The sequence below is a fragment of the Pseudomonas guineae genome, from assembly GCF_900113745.1.
GTDB lineage: Bacteria > Pseudomonadota > Gammaproteobacteria > Pseudomonadales > Pseudomonadaceae > Aquipseudomonas > Aquipseudomonas guineae.
Window position 1 is genome coordinate 1339747 of record NZ_FOQL01000001.1, and the last position, 15272, is coordinate 1355018.

The 15272-nt window shown below is 61.0% G+C and carries 12 protein-coding genes; 5 read left to right on the forward strand and 7 right to left on the reverse strand.

What is annotated here, in order from left to right:
• Window positions 1-203: 203 nt before the first annotated feature.
• From gcvT to BMZ32_RS06110, 4 genes are all read right to left on the reverse strand, one after another.
• Window positions 204-1286: a glycine cleavage system aminomethyltransferase GcvT gene (gene gcvT, locus BMZ32_RS06095; RefSeq protein WP_090240556.1), complete on the reverse strand. Its 1083-nt coding sequence runs from the start codon at window positions 1284-1286 to the stop codon at window positions 204-206.
• 157 nt (window positions 1287-1443) lie between these two features.
• The gene (locus BMZ32_RS06100) at window positions 1444-3060 is read right to left on the reverse strand and encodes an ABC transporter permease (RefSeq protein WP_090240558.1); all 1617 of its coding nucleotides are present in this window, start codon (window positions 3058-3060) and stop codon (window positions 1444-1446) included.
• Window positions 3061-3157: 97 nt separating this feature from the next.
• On the reverse strand, window positions 3158-4159 hold the full coding sequence (locus tag BMZ32_RS06105) for an extracellular solute-binding protein (RefSeq protein ID WP_090240559.1): 1002 nt from the start codon (window positions 4157-4159) through the stop codon (window positions 3158-3160).
• Window positions 4160-4295: 136 nt separating this feature from the next.
• Window positions 4296-5945: an acyl-CoA synthetase gene (locus BMZ32_RS06110; RefSeq protein ID WP_090240561.1), complete on the reverse strand. Its 1650-nt coding sequence runs from the start codon at window positions 5943-5945 to the stop codon at window positions 4296-4298.
• 243 nt (window positions 5946-6188) lie between these two features.
• Here BMZ32_RS06110 and BMZ32_RS06115 point away from each other — a divergent pair, with 243 nt between their 5' ends.
• Window positions 6189-8099, forward strand: coding sequence for a beta-ketoacyl synthase (locus tag BMZ32_RS06115; RefSeq protein WP_090240562.1), 1911 nt, complete (start codon window positions 6189-6191; stop codon window positions 8097-8099).
• 122 nt (window positions 8100-8221) lie between these two features.
• Here BMZ32_RS06115 and cysQ read toward each other — a convergent pair whose 3' ends face one another.
• Both cysQ and nudE read right to left on the reverse strand, forming a co-directional pair.
• The gene (cysQ, locus tag BMZ32_RS06120; protein WP_090240564.1) at window positions 8222-9043 is read right to left on the reverse strand and encodes a 3'(2'),5'-bisphosphate nucleotidase CysQ; all 822 of its coding nucleotides are present in this window, start codon (window positions 9041-9043) and stop codon (window positions 8222-8224) included.
• Window positions 9040-9606: an ADP compounds hydrolase NudE gene (nudE, locus tag BMZ32_RS06125; RefSeq protein ID WP_090240565.1), complete on the reverse strand. Its 567-nt coding sequence runs from the start codon at window positions 9604-9606 to the stop codon at window positions 9040-9042. Before nudE ends, cysQ begins: the two co-directional genes overlap by 4 nt.
• 132 nt (window positions 9607-9738) lie before the next feature.
• Between nudE and yrfG the strand changes: the two genes are divergently transcribed.
• The gene (gene yrfG / locus BMZ32_RS06130; RefSeq protein WP_090240567.1) at window positions 9739-10401 is read left to right on the forward strand and encodes a GMP/IMP nucleotidase; all 663 of its coding nucleotides are present in this window, start codon (window positions 9739-9741) and stop codon (window positions 10399-10401) included.
• 41 nt (window positions 10402-10442) lie between these two features.
• Here yrfG and lysM read toward each other — a convergent pair whose 3' ends face one another.
• Complete coding sequence (gene lysM, locus BMZ32_RS06135) at window positions 10443-10880, reverse strand: peptidoglycan-binding protein LysM (RefSeq protein ID WP_090240569.1); 438 nt, start codon at window positions 10878-10880, stop codon at window positions 10443-10445.
• Between the two features lie 151 nt (window positions 10881-11031).
• Here lysM and BMZ32_RS06140 point away from each other — a divergent pair, with 151 nt between their 5' ends.
• The 3 genes from BMZ32_RS06140 (at window position 11032) to BMZ32_RS06150 (ending at window position 15205) form a co-directional block, all read left to right on the forward strand.
• On the forward strand, window positions 11032-11925 hold the full coding sequence (locus BMZ32_RS06140) for a LysR family transcriptional regulator (RefSeq protein WP_090240570.1): 894 nt from the start codon (window positions 11032-11034) through the stop codon (window positions 11923-11925).
• A 119-nt stretch (window positions 11926-12044) separates the two neighbouring features.
• On the forward strand, window positions 12045-12881 hold the full coding sequence (gene fdhD, locus BMZ32_RS06145; RefSeq protein ID WP_090240572.1) for a formate dehydrogenase accessory sulfurtransferase FdhD: 837 nt from the start codon (window positions 12045-12047) through the stop codon (window positions 12879-12881).
• A gap of 2 nt (window positions 12882-12883) precedes the next feature.
• Window positions 12884-15205, forward strand: a complete 2322-nt coding sequence (locus BMZ32_RS06150) for an FdhF/YdeP family oxidoreductase (RefSeq protein ID WP_090240573.1) — start codon at window positions 12884-12886, stop codon at window positions 15203-15205.
• Window positions 15206-15272: the final 67 nt, after the last annotated feature.

Consider the following 15272-nt stretch of genomic DNA (forward strand, 5'->3'; position numbering starts at 1 on the left):
GTGTTCAAAATATATTTCAGGATCTCGCGAGCTAGAGCGAGACAAGGCAAAACAGCCGAGTAGACAGAGTTTACTGATTGTAAATGAGCATTACTCGTTCCCCTCATCCTTCGGATCGCGCTAAAGCGCGTTAGCCGTAAGCGGCTTGCCGAGGCTGTTTTTAACGCAGTATCGTCGACGTGCAGCAGATCCGTGCCAGGCCCTCAGATAAGGGCCTTGCCGTTACGTACAAAGGTCGGTTTTACCACCCGCACCGGGTACCACTTACCGCGAATTTCCACCTCGGCACGCTCGCTGGTCGCTGCCGGCACCCGCGCTAGGGCAATCGATTTACCCAGGGTTGGAGAAAAACTACCGCTGGTGATTTCGCCATCACCAACCCCCTCAACCCGCACCACCTGATGCGCACGTAGCACGCCGCGCTCTTCCAGCACCAAGCCTACCAGCTTGGCATTAACGCCCTTAGCCTGCTGCGTGTGCAGAGCGCTGCGGCCGACGAATACTCGGTTGACCGGCTCCCAAGCGATGCTCCAGCCGATGTTAGCGACCAGCGGCGTGACGCTTTCGTCCATGTCTTGGCCATACAGGTTAAGCCCGGCTTCCAGGCGCAGAGTATCGCGCGCACCCAGGCCTATTGGCGAAATACCGGCACCCACCAAGTCATTAAGAAACGCCACCACCTCGCCGGCCGGCAAGATGATTTCCAGGCCGTCTTCACCGGTATAACCGGTGCGGGCGATAAACCAGTCACCCTCCGGCTGACCTTCGAACGGTTTGAGGCCCTGGATAAGGCTGGCACGGGACGAGCTCACAAGCTCGGCGGTCTTGCTGCGGGCATGTGGACCCTGAATGGCCAGCATGGCCAGCTCATTACGTTCAAGCAGCTGCACATCAAAGTCGACGCTTTGCAGGCGCATCCAGGCCAGGTCCTTGTCGCGGGTCGATGCGTTGGCCACCACGCGGTAACCGAAATCCATCAGATAGACGATCAGATCATCTATTACTCCGCCTTGTTCGTTGAGCATGGCGCTGTAGAGGGCCTTGCCGATGCTTTGCAGGCGCTCGATATCGTTGGCCAGCAGGTGTTGCAGGTAAGCCTTAGCCTGGCTGCCGCTGACATCCACCACGGTCATGTGCGACACATCGAAAACCCCACAGTCGCGACGCACCTCGTGGTGCTCCTCGACCTGCGAGCCATAGTGCAACGGCATGTCCCAACCGCCGAAATCAACCATCTTGGCACCCAACGCGAGGTGCAAGTCGTAGAGCGGTGTGCGCTGTCCCATAAGTATCTCCTTGCGGGCTGGGCAGTGCAGCGGCAACCCGGCTAACACCCGATGAATTGGGCGCAAGCGCGGGCAAAATAAGGCTGGGCCGCTGCGAATGGCGCGCATTGTAGCCGCAACACCGGGGCCGGTCATCCCAGCCCCGCCGCATGGCGCGTTAGCCCAGGCGGCGCGCCGAACGGCGGATCAGCAGAACCACCGGTAACAAGCCCACCATCACCAAGGTCAGGGCTGGCAGCGCTGCACGCGCCCACTCGCCCTCACTGGTCATTTCAAATACCCGCACCGACAGCGTGTCCCAGCCGAAGGGACGCATCAGCAAGGTCGCGGGCATTTCCTTGAGCACATCGACGAACACCAGCAGCGCGGCCGACAATGCGCCCGGCACCAGCAGGGGCAGGTACACCTTGAAAAACAGCCCGACACCGCCGACGCCCAGGCTGCGCGAGGCCTCCGGCAGCGAAGGCCGAATGCGTGCCAGGCTGTTTTCCAACGGGCCATAGGCCACCGCCATAAAGCGGATCAAATAAGCCAGCAGCAGCGCCGACAGGCTACCTAACAACACCGGCTTGCCAGCACCACCGAGCCAACTGGACAGCGGAATCACCAGCTCACGGTCGAGGTAACTGAAAGCCAGCATGATCGCCACCGCCAGCATCGAGCCGGGTAAGGCGTAGCCGAGGTTGGCCAAGCCAATAGTTGAGCGCATCAGTCTAGTCGGTGCCAAACGCCGGGCGAAAGCCAGCAGCAGCGCCACGCTGACGGTGATCAAGGCCGCCAATGCGCCTAAATACAGGGTGTGCAGGATTAACGCGCTGTAGCGCTCATCCAGGTCAAAGCGGCCGCGCTGCCAGAACCAGACGATCAACTGCAAAAGCGGAATGACAAACCCGCAGGCAAACACCAAGCCGCACCACGCACTGGCAGCGAAGGCCTTGCCTCCGCTTAGGTGATACAGCGCCTTGCCGCGCGGCCGCTCATTAGTCGGGCGCACCGCACCACGGGCACGCCGCTCGCCGTAAAGCACCAACATCACCGCCAGCAGCAGCAGGCTGGCCAGTTGGGTGGCGCTGGTCAGGCTGTAAAAGCCGTACCAGGTCTTATAAATCGCAGTGGTAAACGTATCGAAATTGAACACCGACACCGCGCCAAAATCCGCCAAGGTCTCCATGATCGCCAGCGCCAGCCCCGCGCCAATCGCTGGGCGCGCCATCGGCAGAGCAACGCGCCAAAAGGCCCGCCAAGGGCTCAGGCCCAGGACCCGCGCTGCTTCCATCAGCCCTTTGCCTTGAGCCAGGAAGGCATTACGGGCCAACAGGTAAACATAGGGGTAGAACACCAGCACCAACACGATGATCACCCCGCCGGTGGAGCGCACACGCGGGAAGCGCACGCCGCTGCCGAACCACTCGCGCAGCAGGGTTTGCAGCGGGCCGGCAAAATCCAGCAAGCCGACAAACACAAACGCCAGCACATAGGCCGGAATGGCGAATGGCAGCATCAGCGCCCAATCCAGCCAGCGCCGCCCAGGAAACTCGCAGAGGCTGGTCAGCCAGGCCAGGCTGACGCCCAGCAGTGTGACCCCAACGCCTACCCCCAACACCAACACCAGGGTATTGCCGAGCAAGCGCGGCAGCTGGGTTTGCCACAGGTGCGCCCAGATCTTCTGGTCGATTTCATGCCAGCTAAACAGCAGAACACTCAGTGGTAGCAGCACCAGCAAGGCAACAGCAAAGGCGATGGGGTACCAGCGACGCTGGGCGGGATGAGCCACGCAAAATCCTCGAAACAGTTTGCTCGACAGCGAAAACACAACGCCCCGGACTAAGCCGGGGCGTCGAGTATAACGGCAACGTTATGCGAGAACTGAATCAGTTCCAGCCGGCGCGATCCATCAACATGATGGCTTCAGCCTGACGCTTGCCGGCCACTTCAACCGGAATGGCGTCAGCCTTGAAGCTGCCCCACGCCTGCACTTCCTTGGAAGCCGGTACTTTCGGGTTAGCCGGGAACTCTTGGTTGAGACCGGCGAACAGGGCCTGGGCCTCTTCGGTGGTCATCCACTCCAGCAGCTTCTGCGCCGCGTCGGCGTGAGGGGCGTACTTGGTTACGCCGGCACCGGCCAGATTGACGTGCACACCACGGTCATTCTGGTTAGGCCAGTACGGCTTCACTTTCAGATCCGGCTGCTGCTGGTGCAGACGGCCGTAGTAATAGGTGTTGGTGATACCGACATCACACTGACCGGCGTCGATGGCCTGCAGCAGCGCGGTGTCATCGGCGAAGACGTCAGTGGCGAGGTTATTGACCCAACCCTTGATAACTTCCTCGGTCTTGGCCGCGCCATGGGTCTCAATCAGAGTGGCCGTCAGTGACTGGTTGTAGACCTTCTTGCTGGTACGCAGGCACAGGCGACCTTCCCAGTTCTCGTCGGCCAGGGCTTCGTAGGTCGACAGTTCGCTTGGTTGAACGCGCTCAGTGGAGTAGAAAATCGTCCGCGCACGCAGCGATAGACCGGTCCAGGCACCGGTGGAAGAACGGTATTGCGGCGGGATGTTGGCATCGATCACGGCAGACTTGAGCGGCTTGAGCACACCTTGCTGCTCGGCCTGCCAGAGATTACCGGCATCCACGGTGATCAGCATGTCGGCCGGAGTGTTTTCACCTTCAGCCTGGAGACGCGCCAGCAGCGGTGCTTCTTTATCGGTGATGAACTTCACCGCGACCCCGGTCTTGGCGGTGTAGGCATCGAAAACCGGCTTGATCAGCTCGTCGATACGCGCGGAGTAAACCACCACTTCATCGGCGGCCTGGACGGTGCCGGCCAACGCCGTGAGGGAGAGTGCGGCTAACAAACACTTGCTTACCTGCATGGAGACTGCCTCTTGGTATAGACGAGTTAAGTTGCCAAATAATAGTGAATTGCATTTAGTTTCTCAACACGTCATACACCTAAACCTGTAACAAGCCCGTTCAACCATTAGCCCACGCGAGCTAAAAGCCCGGCGCTCAGGCCACCGCCTGCTGTGCGGCCAAAGCCTTGGCCTGTTCACGCAGAACAAACTTCTGCACCTTGCCGGTGCTGGTTTTCGGCAAAGGGCTAAACACCACGTAACCCGGCACTTTGAACCGCGCCAGACGCTGCTGACAGAAGCTGATCAACTCCTCGGCCGTCAGCTCGGCATCTGGTTTTAGGGTAACGAAGGCGCAAGGCGTTTCGCCCCATTTGGCGTGGGCCATCGCCACTACCGCCGCCTCAAGAATCAGCGGATGGCGGTACAACACATCTTCCACCTCGATGGAGGAAATGTTTTCGCCGCCAGAAATGATGATGTCCTTGGAGCGATCTTTGATCTCTATATAGCCATCGGCATGCCACACCGCCAGGTCGCCGGAGTGGAACCAGCCGCCGGCAAAGGCCTCGGCGGTGGCCGTGGGGTTCTTCAGGTAGCCTTTCATCACCACGTTGCCGCGCATCATGATTTCACCGATGGTTTGGCCATCCCTCGGCACCGGCTGCAGCGTGTCCGGATCAGCCACCATCAGGCCGTCGAGCAAGGGCGCACGCACACCCTGACGGGATTTCAAGCGGGCGCGCTGCTCTGGCGTTTCGCTGTCCCACTCGCTTTTCCATTCGCAAGCGACGCTGGGGCCGTAGGTTTCGGTCAGGCCGTATACGTGGGTGACACGGAACTCTAACGCCTCCATGGCTTCGATCACCGCCGCTGGCGGTGCAGCGCCGGCGGTCAGTACTTTGACCGGCTGAGTCTTCAGCGCCTTCAACTCATCGCAAGCGTTGGACAGCATGTTCAGCACAATCGGCGCACCGCAGAAGTGATCGACGCCATGCTCGGCAAGTGCTGGATAAATAGCCTCGGCGCGCACATGGCGTAGGCATACGTTAACCCCAACATAGGCGGCGAGCGCCCAAGGGAAACACCAGCCGTTGCAATGGAACATCGGTAACGTCCACAGGTACACCGGGAAGCGGCTCATGTCCCAGCACATGGCATTAGACAACGCATTCAAGTGCGCGCCGCGGTGGTGATAGACCACGCCCTTGGGGTTGCCGGTGGTACCAGAGGTGTAATTGAGCGAGATCGCCTGCCACTCGTCTACCGGCAACTGCCAGGCGTAATCGGCGTCGCCTTCAGCCAGCAACGCCTCGTAATCGAGCTGACCAATTAGCAGGCCGTCGGCGTATTCGGGGTCGTCGATCGCGATCACCAGCGGCTGTTGCGGCAAGTGTCCGACCACCCGCTGCGCCAGTTCGCCAAACTCTTTATCCACCAACAGCACTTTGGCCTCGCCGTGCTGCAGGATAAAAGCAATGGCTTCGGCATCCAGACGAGTGTTGATGGCATTCAGCACAGCGCCGCACATCGGCACGCCAAAATGCGCTTCGAACATTGCCGGGCCGTTCGGCGCGAGTACCGCAACGGTATCGCCCAGACCAATGCCGCGTTGAGCCAAGGCCGAGGCCAAACGGATACTCCGGGCGTAGGTTTCACCCCAGGTCTGGCGCAGGCTGCCATTGATCAGCGCCAGGCGCTGCGGGTAGACACTGGCGGCACGCTCAAGAAAGCTCAACGGGCTGAGCGCTTGAAAATTCGCCGCATCGCGCGGCATGCCGTATTCGTAAGGATTAACGCTGTGCATTGTTATTCTCCAACTGGACCTTGGGCTGGAGAAACCATAACAGCGGTGGGGTTTTAGCGATGCGCTACCTTGGTCGAAACCGTGACTCACAGGTCATCAATCACGTCAGCATAGGCATCCACATAGCCATGCTGAGCACCTCATCGAGGCACAACGCCCGCCGCAGAGCGCTCCAGCAGCCATGACAAGCTGCCATCATTTTATCTGAGCTTGTCCGGCGTTTTCTTTTCAAGGAGTTATCGAGTGACCTCACGTTTACCTGTGATCGTTGGTTTTGGTGGCTATAACGCAGCCGGGCGTAGCTCCTTCCACCATGGTTTCCGCCGCACGGTGCTGGAATCCATGGACACGCCAGCCCGCCAGCAGACCCTCGCGGGCCTGGCGGTGATGATGAAGCTGGTCAAAGTGGTTAATCAGGATTACCAAGACGACCAGGGCAACCTCCTCAGCCTGGCCGAGATCGACAGCCGCTTCGCCGAGCAAATCATCGCCTCGACCCTGGTGCGCCGCATCGAGAAGCAGCACTTGGACCCCGACGCAGCGCACTGGCAGAAGACCATCGACATCAGCGCCACAGCCGGCCAGCCGCTGAGCTTTATCACCCTGCGCAAGCACCTGCCAAACCCACTGCCGTCGGACTGGGCGGTGGACGAGTTGAACGCCACCGAAGTGCTAGTCACCCTGCATGACAACTGCGAGTTCAAGGTCGACAGCTACCGCGCCCTGCCGGTGAAGTCCGCCGGCCAGCTGCCTACGGGTTTCGAGCCGAGCGAGCTGTACAACGCACGCTTTCACCCGCGCGGCCTGGCCATGACCATTGTCGGCGTAACCGATGCCCTGCGCGCCACTGGCATCGACTGGCAGACCATCATGCAGCACGTGGCCCCCGACGAAGTCGCGGTGTTCTCCAGCTGCATCATGAGCCAGCTCGACGAAAACGGCTTCGGCGGCCTGATGCAGTCCCGCCTCAAGGGCGGCCGGGTCACCGCCAAACAGCTGGCCCTGGGCCTCAACACCATGTCGGCGGACTTTATCAACGCCTACGTGCTGGGCAGCGTCGGCACCACCGGCAGCATCACCGGGGCCTGCGCCAGCTTCCTCTACAACCTGCAAAAAGGCATCGAGCAGATCAGTTCGGGCAAGGCGCGGGTGGTCATCGTTGGCAGCAGCGAAGCACCGATCAACCAGGAATGCATCGAGGGTTACGGCGCCATGGGCGCGTTGGCCACCGAGGAAGGCCTACGGCAGATCCAAGGCAGCGATGACGTGGACTTCCGCCGCGCCAGCCGCCCGTTTGGCGACAACTGCGGTTTTACCCTGGCCGAAGCCTGCCAGTTCGTGGTGCTGATGGATGATGAACTGGCGCTGCAGCTGGGCGCCGACATCCACGGCGCCGTGCCGGATGTATTTATCAACGCCGATGGTTTCAAAAAATCCATCTCCGCCCCCGGCCCCGGCAACTACCTGACGGTGGCCAAGGCCGTAGCCAGCGCCGTGCAACTGCTGGGTATCGAGGCTGTACGTGAGCGCAGCTTCGTCCACGCCCACGGTTCCAGCACCCCGGCCAACCGGGTGACCGAGTCGGTGATTCTCGACCAGATCGCCAACACCTTTGCCATCGAACAGTGGCCGGTGACGGCGGTAAAAGCCTTTGTCGGTCACTCGCTGGCTGCTGCCAGTGGCGACCAAGTGATCTCTGCCTTGGGCAGTTTCAAGTACGGCATTATCCCCGGCATCAAAACCATCGATGCGGTGGCGGGCGATGTACGGCAGCAGCACCTGAGCTTCGCCACCACTGACCGCACCCGTGCGCCGCAGCAACTGGATGTGTGCTTTATCAATTCCAAAGGTTTTGGCGGCAACAATGCCAGCGCCCTGCTGCTGGCACCGCATGTCGCTGAACGCATGCTGCGCAAGCGCCATGGTGAAGCAGCATTTGCCGCCTACTTGCAGCGCCGCGAAGCCACCCGAGCTGCCGCCCAGGCTTACGACGCGCAAGCACTGCTGGGGCAACTGGGGATCATCTACAACTTCGGTAACGATCTGATCGACGATCAGCAGATCGAGATCAGCCCCGAGCAGATCAAGGTGCCGGGCTTCGCCCAACCGCTGGTGTTCAAGAAGGATGCACGCTACGGCGACATGCTCGACTGAGCCAAGCCTAAGCAGTAGCCGTAGGCTGGGTTGAGCGCAGCGATACCCAGCAACCGCTCTCACCCCTTAAATACGGCAATGGCTAACGCCGCTAGGCGGCTAACCCATCCTAAGTTGCTGGCTTAATCCAGCGCGCGGGCCAGCTGGATCAGCTCATCGCGCCAAGCGGCTGCAGCCGGCAGGGCAAGAAAGTACGGATTGAGCAACGACTCTCGCGCCTCATAGGTCAGCGCTTCACCCTTGAGTGTCAACACTTCGCCACCTGCGCCTTCCAATACGCCCTGGGCCGCTGCGGTGTCCCATTGCGAGGTCGGGGCCAGGCGCGGGTAGCAATCGGCATTGCCTTCGGCCAGCAGGCAGAACTTCAATGAGCTGCCGACGTTAGCCATCTGCAAGTCGCCGAAGCGCTCACTCAAACCTGCAAGCAAAGCTTCCTGCGCGGGACTTGAATGGCGACGGCTGGCGACCAGGGTAAAGGTCTCCGGCGGCGCCAGACGCACACTGATCGACTCGCCCTCACCCGCGGCATCAATGCGCCAAGCGCCCAGGCCGGCACCGCCGTAATAACACAGGCCGGTGGCCGGAATGCCCACCACGCCAAACACCACCCGACCGTTTTCGATCAGCGCGACGTTAACAGTGAACTCCTCGCTGCCGGCGATAAATTCCTTGGTCCCGTCCAGCGGATCGACCAGCCACCAAGTACTCCACTGCGCCCGCTCACTCAAGGCAATGTCAGCCGCCTCCTCGGAAAGCACAGGGATATGCGGGACGAGGGCCAGCAAGCCATCGTTGAGGAGGTGGTGTGCGGCCAGGTCAGCCGCCGTCACCGGTGAGGCGTCGGCCTTCTCATTGACCGTTACGTTGGCCCGCCAGTGCGGCAGGGTGGCAGCACCGGCTTGGCGCACCAGCTCGATCACGGCCGGAATCAGGGGGTGGCTCACAGTTTAAATTCTCCACGTTGAATCAGCAGATCGCGGACCAGATACAGCGCTGCCAAGGCGCGGCCTTCGGTGAATTGTGGCTGCTGAATCAGGCCCGACAGGTCGCGCAGATTGGCTTTATCGACGCGCATCGGCTCTGGCTCGTCGCCGGGCAGGCGCTCTTCATAGAGATTCTGGGCCAATACCACCTGAATCTTCTGGCTCATATAACCCGGCGACAGGCTCAGCTCGGCAAGGTGCTCCAGGTGCCGCGCACCAAAACCGGCTTCTTCTTTAAGCTCACGGTTGGCCGCGTCCAGTACGTCTTCGCCCGGCTCAATCAAGCCCTTGGGCAATGACAGCTGATAGTCATCGGTCCCACCACAATATTCCTCTACCAGCAGGGCATGCTCAGCATCCGCCATCGCTACAATCATCACCGCGCCATAACCAGAGCCCTTGCCCACCAGGCGCTCATAAGTGCGCTCGACGCCATTACTGAAGCGCAGCTGCAATTCTTCGACACGAAACAAGCGGCTGCTGGCGACAATTTCGCGGGCCAGCACGGTGGGTTTCTGACGCATGGGGTAGCTCCTGGGCAGGACATAGCGGGTTATCATAACGTGCCTTTTCCTATTATCTGCCCAGGAGATTGCGCGACCTCGACGCCAAAGGCGCAAATCGCGACCGCCTGCGCACCCACTCAAAGAGTTCGCATGCCCGCTTTGCCCTGGAATGCCATCGACACCGTCCTGCTGGATATGGACGGCACTCTGCTCGACCTGCACTTCGACAACCACTTCTGGTTGCACCACCTGCCGCAGCGTTATGCCGAACACCACGGTATCAGCCGTGCGCTCGCCGACGCCGAACTGCTGCCGTTGTTCCGGGAGCACGCCGGTACGCTCAACTGGTATTGCACAGACTTCTGGAGCCGCGAGCTAAACCTGTCGATCCGCGATCTCAAGCGTGAAGTGGCGCACCTGATCGCCCTGCGCCCAGATGCCGATACCTTTATTAGCGCCATTCGCGACGCCGGCAAGCAGGTAGTGATGATCACCAACGCGCACCGTGACTCGTTGTCACTGAAGCTGGAGCGCATCGAGCTGGCACCCTATTTCGACCGGCTGATCAGCTCCCACGACTATGGCTTCCCCAAGGAAGACCAACAGTTCTGGCACGCCCTGCAGCAGGACTGCCCCTTTACGGCGGCGCGCAGCCTGTTTATCGATGACAGCCTGCCGGTTCTGCGCAGCGCCGCGCACTTTGGCGTCGGCCACCTGCTGGCCGTGCGTCAGCCCGACAGCCAAGCGGGGCCGAAAGATACCGAGGAATTTGCCGCAGTCGAGGATTACCGGGCGTTACTGAAAGGCTTATAACAACGGGAATGGGCGGCCGCAGCCGCCCAAAACAGCGTAACTTACTCAGGGATACGCAGTACCTGGCCCGGATAAATTTTGTCCGGATGGCTGAGCATCGGTTTGTTAGCTTGGAAGATTTTCGGGTAAGCGTTGGCGTTGCCGTATTCAGCCTTGGCAATCGCGCTCAGGGTGTCGCCCTTCTTCACCGTGACAAAGCGTGCCGCCGGGGCCGGAGTCGCCACCGTGATGTGATCCTCTACTTCAGAGACGCCAGCAACGTTGCCCAGAGCCAAAAGAATTTTCTCCTTCTCTTCCTGGCTGGCCACTTCGCCACGGGCGGTCACCTTTTCACCCTCGACACTCAACTGAATAGCCGGGTTGCCCAAACCAACCTTGGTGATGTGCGCCGCCAGCGACTCAGCCGCCTGAGCTTCTTGACCAACCAGCGACTCCCACAGTTTCACACCAGCATCTTTAACAAAGGCAAATAGGCTCATAGGGCTTCCTCTTGATTCCTTGGGAAAGGGCCGAGCGATGATGCCCGGCGCTGAAAGTCTAGACCCTGAAACATGACTGGGTTGCAGCGCGATAAATCCGTTGCGGCAGCCTGCTAGAATCGCCGCACAGCCTGGGCCTTAAGGATGCATTGTGGATATCAAACAGCTGAAGTTCCTGATCGCCCTGGATGAGACTCGGCATTTCGGCCAGGCGGCGGCACGTTGCCATATCACCCAGCCGACCTTGTCCATGCGCCTGCGCCAGCTAGAAGATGAACTGGGCCTGGAGTTGGTCCATCGCGGCCAGCGCTTCGAAGGCTTCAGTGCCGAGGGCGAACGCATTCTGGCCTGGGCCCGCAGCCTGATGGCCGCGCATGACGGCCTGTATGCCGAAGCGGCGGCCTGTCGTGGCCAGCTGGTCGGCACTCTGCGCTTGGGCGTAGTGCCGCTGGCCGGGTTTGACCCTATGCGCCTGGTGCAGTTTTTTGCCGAGCAGCATGCGGGCTTACGTTTTCAGCTGTTTGCCCTGAGCAGTGAGCAAATTCTCGAACGCCTGGGGCGTAATCAGCTGGACCTCGGCCTGTCTTACCTCGACCGCCTGGATCGTGAGCACTTTGACAGCCTAGAACTGGCCGAGACGCGCATGGGCCTGCTGTATGACCGTCGGCATTTTCAGTTCACCCGTGCCGCCCTGCGCTGGGAAAGCCTGATCGAACTGCCGCTCGGCCTGCTCTCGGCGGGCATGCATTTTCGTCAGTCCATCGATCACAGCTTCCGCTCGCGCGGTCTAACGCCCAACCCGCGGCTGGAAACCGACGCCGTGCACCAACTGCTGCAAGCCGTCAGCGCCGGACTGTGTTGCGCGATCATGCCGCTCAACAGTGGCCTGGCAGAGTTCACCGAACACCTGGCGCTAACGCCCATCGAAGACGCCCACACCCTCGCTCCGCTGGGCCTGATCATGCGCCGTAGCGCCCCGCGCTCCGCACTGGCCGATGCCTGCTTCGCCGAGGCACAGGGGCTTTTGCAGCCTGCGCGCCTCTGAAAGGCCCACGCTTAAGGCTTGATAGAGCACGTCGATCACTACATCGGCAGCGACAATTAGACGCACCCGGCATAGCGGCCTAGGCTGGACAGACATCTTGTCGCCGGGAATTCTCGCCCATGCCCCATCACGCTTCGTCCAGCAGCACCACTCAAGCGCCTGCGCGGGTACCGGCACCTGCCTACAGCTATATCGAACTGGCCTGCGAGCAGCAAGGCGGAGCCGCCGCTTTGGCCGAAGAAGTTGCGCTGGCCATCAGCTATAACGGTCTCAGCCACAGCGTGATGATGGTTTCGCCCAGCGACCTGGAAGACTTTATTTACGGCTTCAGCCTCAGCGCCGGCCTGATCGACTCGCTCGATGACATCTACGACATCAGCCTCCAGCCACATGACAATGCCATAAGCGCCGAGGTGCAGGTCAGCAACCGGGCGTTCTGGGCACTCAAGCAACAACGCCGGACCCTGGCCGGCACCAGCGGCTGCGGCTTATGTGGGGTGGAAGCCTTGGAACAGGCCCTGCCGCAACTGTGCAGCCTGCCGCCCAGCACACTGCCTGCAGCCGCGCATTTGCAGGGGCTGCGCCAACGTATTCAAAGTGTACAAACCCTGGCCCGTCACAGCGGCGCGGTGCATGCCGCGCTGTTTGTCGACAGCCAGGGCGAGATCCGCCTGTGCCGCGAAGACATCGGCCGGCATAACGCCCTCGACAAACTACTCGGCGCCCTCCATCGCGAAGGCCGTGAACGGCGCCAGGGCTTTGCCGTGGTTACCAGCCGCTGCAGCCTGGAACTGATCCACAAAGCGTTGCGCGCCGGTATTGGCACCTTGGTCAGCCTGTCCGCGCCAACCAGCCTGAGCGTGCAATGGGCTCGCCGGCATAACCTCAACCTGATCCATATTCCCCAGCAGAGTGCACCGCGGGTCTACAGCCCAGCCGCGCCCGGAGCGAAGTAACCATGAGCCTGCAAGAAATCAAGCCACGTTATAAACCTTACTCGGGTGCAGCTGCCGGCTGGGGCGCACTGCGCAGCGTCACGCACTTTTGGCTGGACAGTAAACAGCCATTCAAGAACCTGCGGGCGCTGCTCAAGACCAACCAGCACGGCGGTTTCGATTGCCCGGGTTGCGCCTGGGGCGACTCGCCGGAAGATGGCCACATCAAGTTCTGTGAAAACGGCGCCAAGGCGGTTAACTGGGAAGCCACCAAGCGGCGTGTCGATGCGGCGTTCTTCGCCCGCTACAGCGTCAGCCAGCTGCGCGAGCAGAGCGACTACTGGCTTGAATATCAGGGCCGTCTGACCGAGCCGATGCGCTATGACGCGACCAGCGATCACTACCTGCCGGTCAGCTGGGACGACGCCTTCAAGCTGATTGCTCAGCATCTCAACAACCTGGAAAGCCCAAATCAGGCCGAGTTCTACACCTCCGGCCGCGCCAGTAACGAAGCGGCCTACCTGTATCAGCTGTTTGTGCGCGCCTTTGGCAGCAACAATTTTCCCGACTGCTCGAACATGTGCCATGAAGCCAGCGGCGTAGCCCTCGGTCAGAGTGTCGGTGTGGGCAAGGGCAGCGTCACTTTCGCCGATTTCGAGCACAGCGACGCGATCTTCGTGCTCGGCCAGAACCCGGGCACCAACCACCCACGCATGCTCGAACCCCTGCGCGAAGCGGTGCAGCGTGGCGCTCAAGTGGTGTGCTTCAACCCGCTGAAAGAGCGCGGCCTGGAGCGCTTTCAGCACCCGCAACACGCCCTGGAAATGCTCACCAATGGCTCCGAGCCATTGAACACCGCGTTCTTCCGCCCGGCGCTGGGCGGCGATCTAGCGGCCTTGCGCGCGATGGCCAAGTTCCTCCTGCAGTGGCACCGCGAGGCACTGGCCAAAGGCGAGCCGGCGGTATTCGACCTGGCCTTTATTGCCGAACACACCGACGGTGTGGACGACTACCTGGCGTTGCTCGATGCCAGCAGCTGGGACTCGCTGGTGGAGCAATCCGGCCTCAGCCTGGATGACCTGCAGCATGCGGCCCTGCTTTACCGCCGCGCCGAGCGAGTGATCATCTGCTGGGCCATGGGCATCACCCAACACCACAACTCAGTGGCGACTATTCAGGAAATCGTCAACCTGCAGTTGCTGCGCGGCAACCTCGGCCGGCCGGGTGCCGGCCTGTGCCCAGTACGCGGGCACAGCAACGTGCAGGGTGACCGCACCATGGGCATCAATGAGCGGCCGTCTACCGCCTTCCTCGATGCCATTGAGCAGCGTTTTAAATTTCAGGTCCCGCGCCAGCAAGGCCACAACACCGTCGAGGCAATCAACGCCATGCTCGATGGCCAGGCCAAGGTGTTTATTGGCCTGGGTGGTAACTTTGCCCAAGCCACCCCGGACAGCCCACGCAGCCATACTGCGCTGAGCCGTTGCGCGCTGACCGTGCAAATCAGCACCAAACTCAATCGCAGCCACCTAACCATCGGCACGGATGCACTAATCTTGCCGTGCCTCGGCCGTACCGACATCGACCACCAGGCCGACGGCCCGCAGGCGGTGACGGTTGAAGACTCGTTCAGCATGATCCACGCCTCTTACGGCCAGCTCGAACCGCTATCCAAGCAGATGCGCTCGGAGCCGGCGATCGTCGCGGGCATCGCCAAAGCCACCTTGGGTGAGCGCCCGGTGGATTGGGACGCGCTGATCGCTGACTACAGCCGTATCCGCATGCTGATTGCCGACACCATTCCCGGCTTCAGCGACTTTAACCAACGCCTGCAACACCCGGGCGGCTTCTATCTGGGTAATGCCGCCGCAGAGCGGCGCTGGCTCACGGCCAACCAGAAAGCCAACTTCAAGGCTAACCCGCTGCCCGCCGACTTGCTGCCTCCACAGGTGCGTAACAGTGGGCAGACGCCGGACCTGATCCTGCAAACCTTGCGCTCCCACGACCAGTACAACACCACCATTTATGGCCTTGATGATCGTTATCGCGGGGTTAAAGGCCAGCGTCAGGTGCTGTTTGCCAACGAAGCAGACATTCTGCGCCTGGGCTTACAGCCGGGACAGAAGGTCGATCTCGAGTCGCTCTGGGATGACGGCATCGAGCGCAAGGTCACCGGTTTTACTCTGCTGGCTTTTGATATTCCCGCCGGGCAAGCGGCCGCCTACTACCCGGAGGCCAATCCGTTGGTGCCACTGGAGAGCTACGGTACCGGCAGCTTCACCCCGACCTCAAAGTACGTCGCCATCCGCCTGCAGGCTAGCCAAGCCGAGACCCGCATCCTTTAACCACTGGTTGTGTGGCGGCAATCACAACCGCGACCAGCGGCAGGGAATTTTCCGCTAATGCAGCGTC

Excerpts from the sequence above, each read along its gene's own strand:
- gcvT (WP_090240556.1), bottom strand. The coding sequence starts at position 1,286 with ATGGGACAGCGCACACCGCTCTACGACTTGCACCTCGCGTTGGGTGCC.
- BMZ32_RS06105 (WP_090240559.1), bottom strand. The coding sequence starts at position 4,159 with ATGCAGGTAAGCAAGTGTTTGTTAGCCGCACTCTCCCTCACGGCGTTG.
- BMZ32_RS06110 (WP_090240561.1), bottom strand. The coding sequence starts at position 5,945 with ATGCACAGCGTTAATCCTTACGAATACGGCATGCCGCGCGATGCGGCG.
- nudE (WP_090240565.1), bottom strand. The coding sequence starts at position 9,606 with ATGCGTCAGAAACCCACCGTGCTGGCCCGCGAAATTGTCGCCAGCAGC.
- yrfG (WP_090240567.1), top strand. The coding sequence starts at position 9,739 with ATGCCCGCTTTGCCCTGGAATGCCATCGACACCGTCCTGCTGGATATG.
- lysM (WP_090240569.1), bottom strand. The coding sequence starts at position 10,880 with ATGAGCCTATTTGCCTTTGTTAAAGATGCTGGTGTGAAACTGTGGGAG.
- fdhD (WP_090240572.1), top strand. The coding sequence starts at position 12,045 with ATGCCCCATCACGCTTCGTCCAGCAGCACCACTCAAGCGCCTGCGCGG.
- BMZ32_RS06150 (WP_090240573.1), top strand. The coding sequence starts at position 12,884 with ATGAGCCTGCAAGAAATCAAGCCACGTTATAAACCTTACTCGGGTGCA.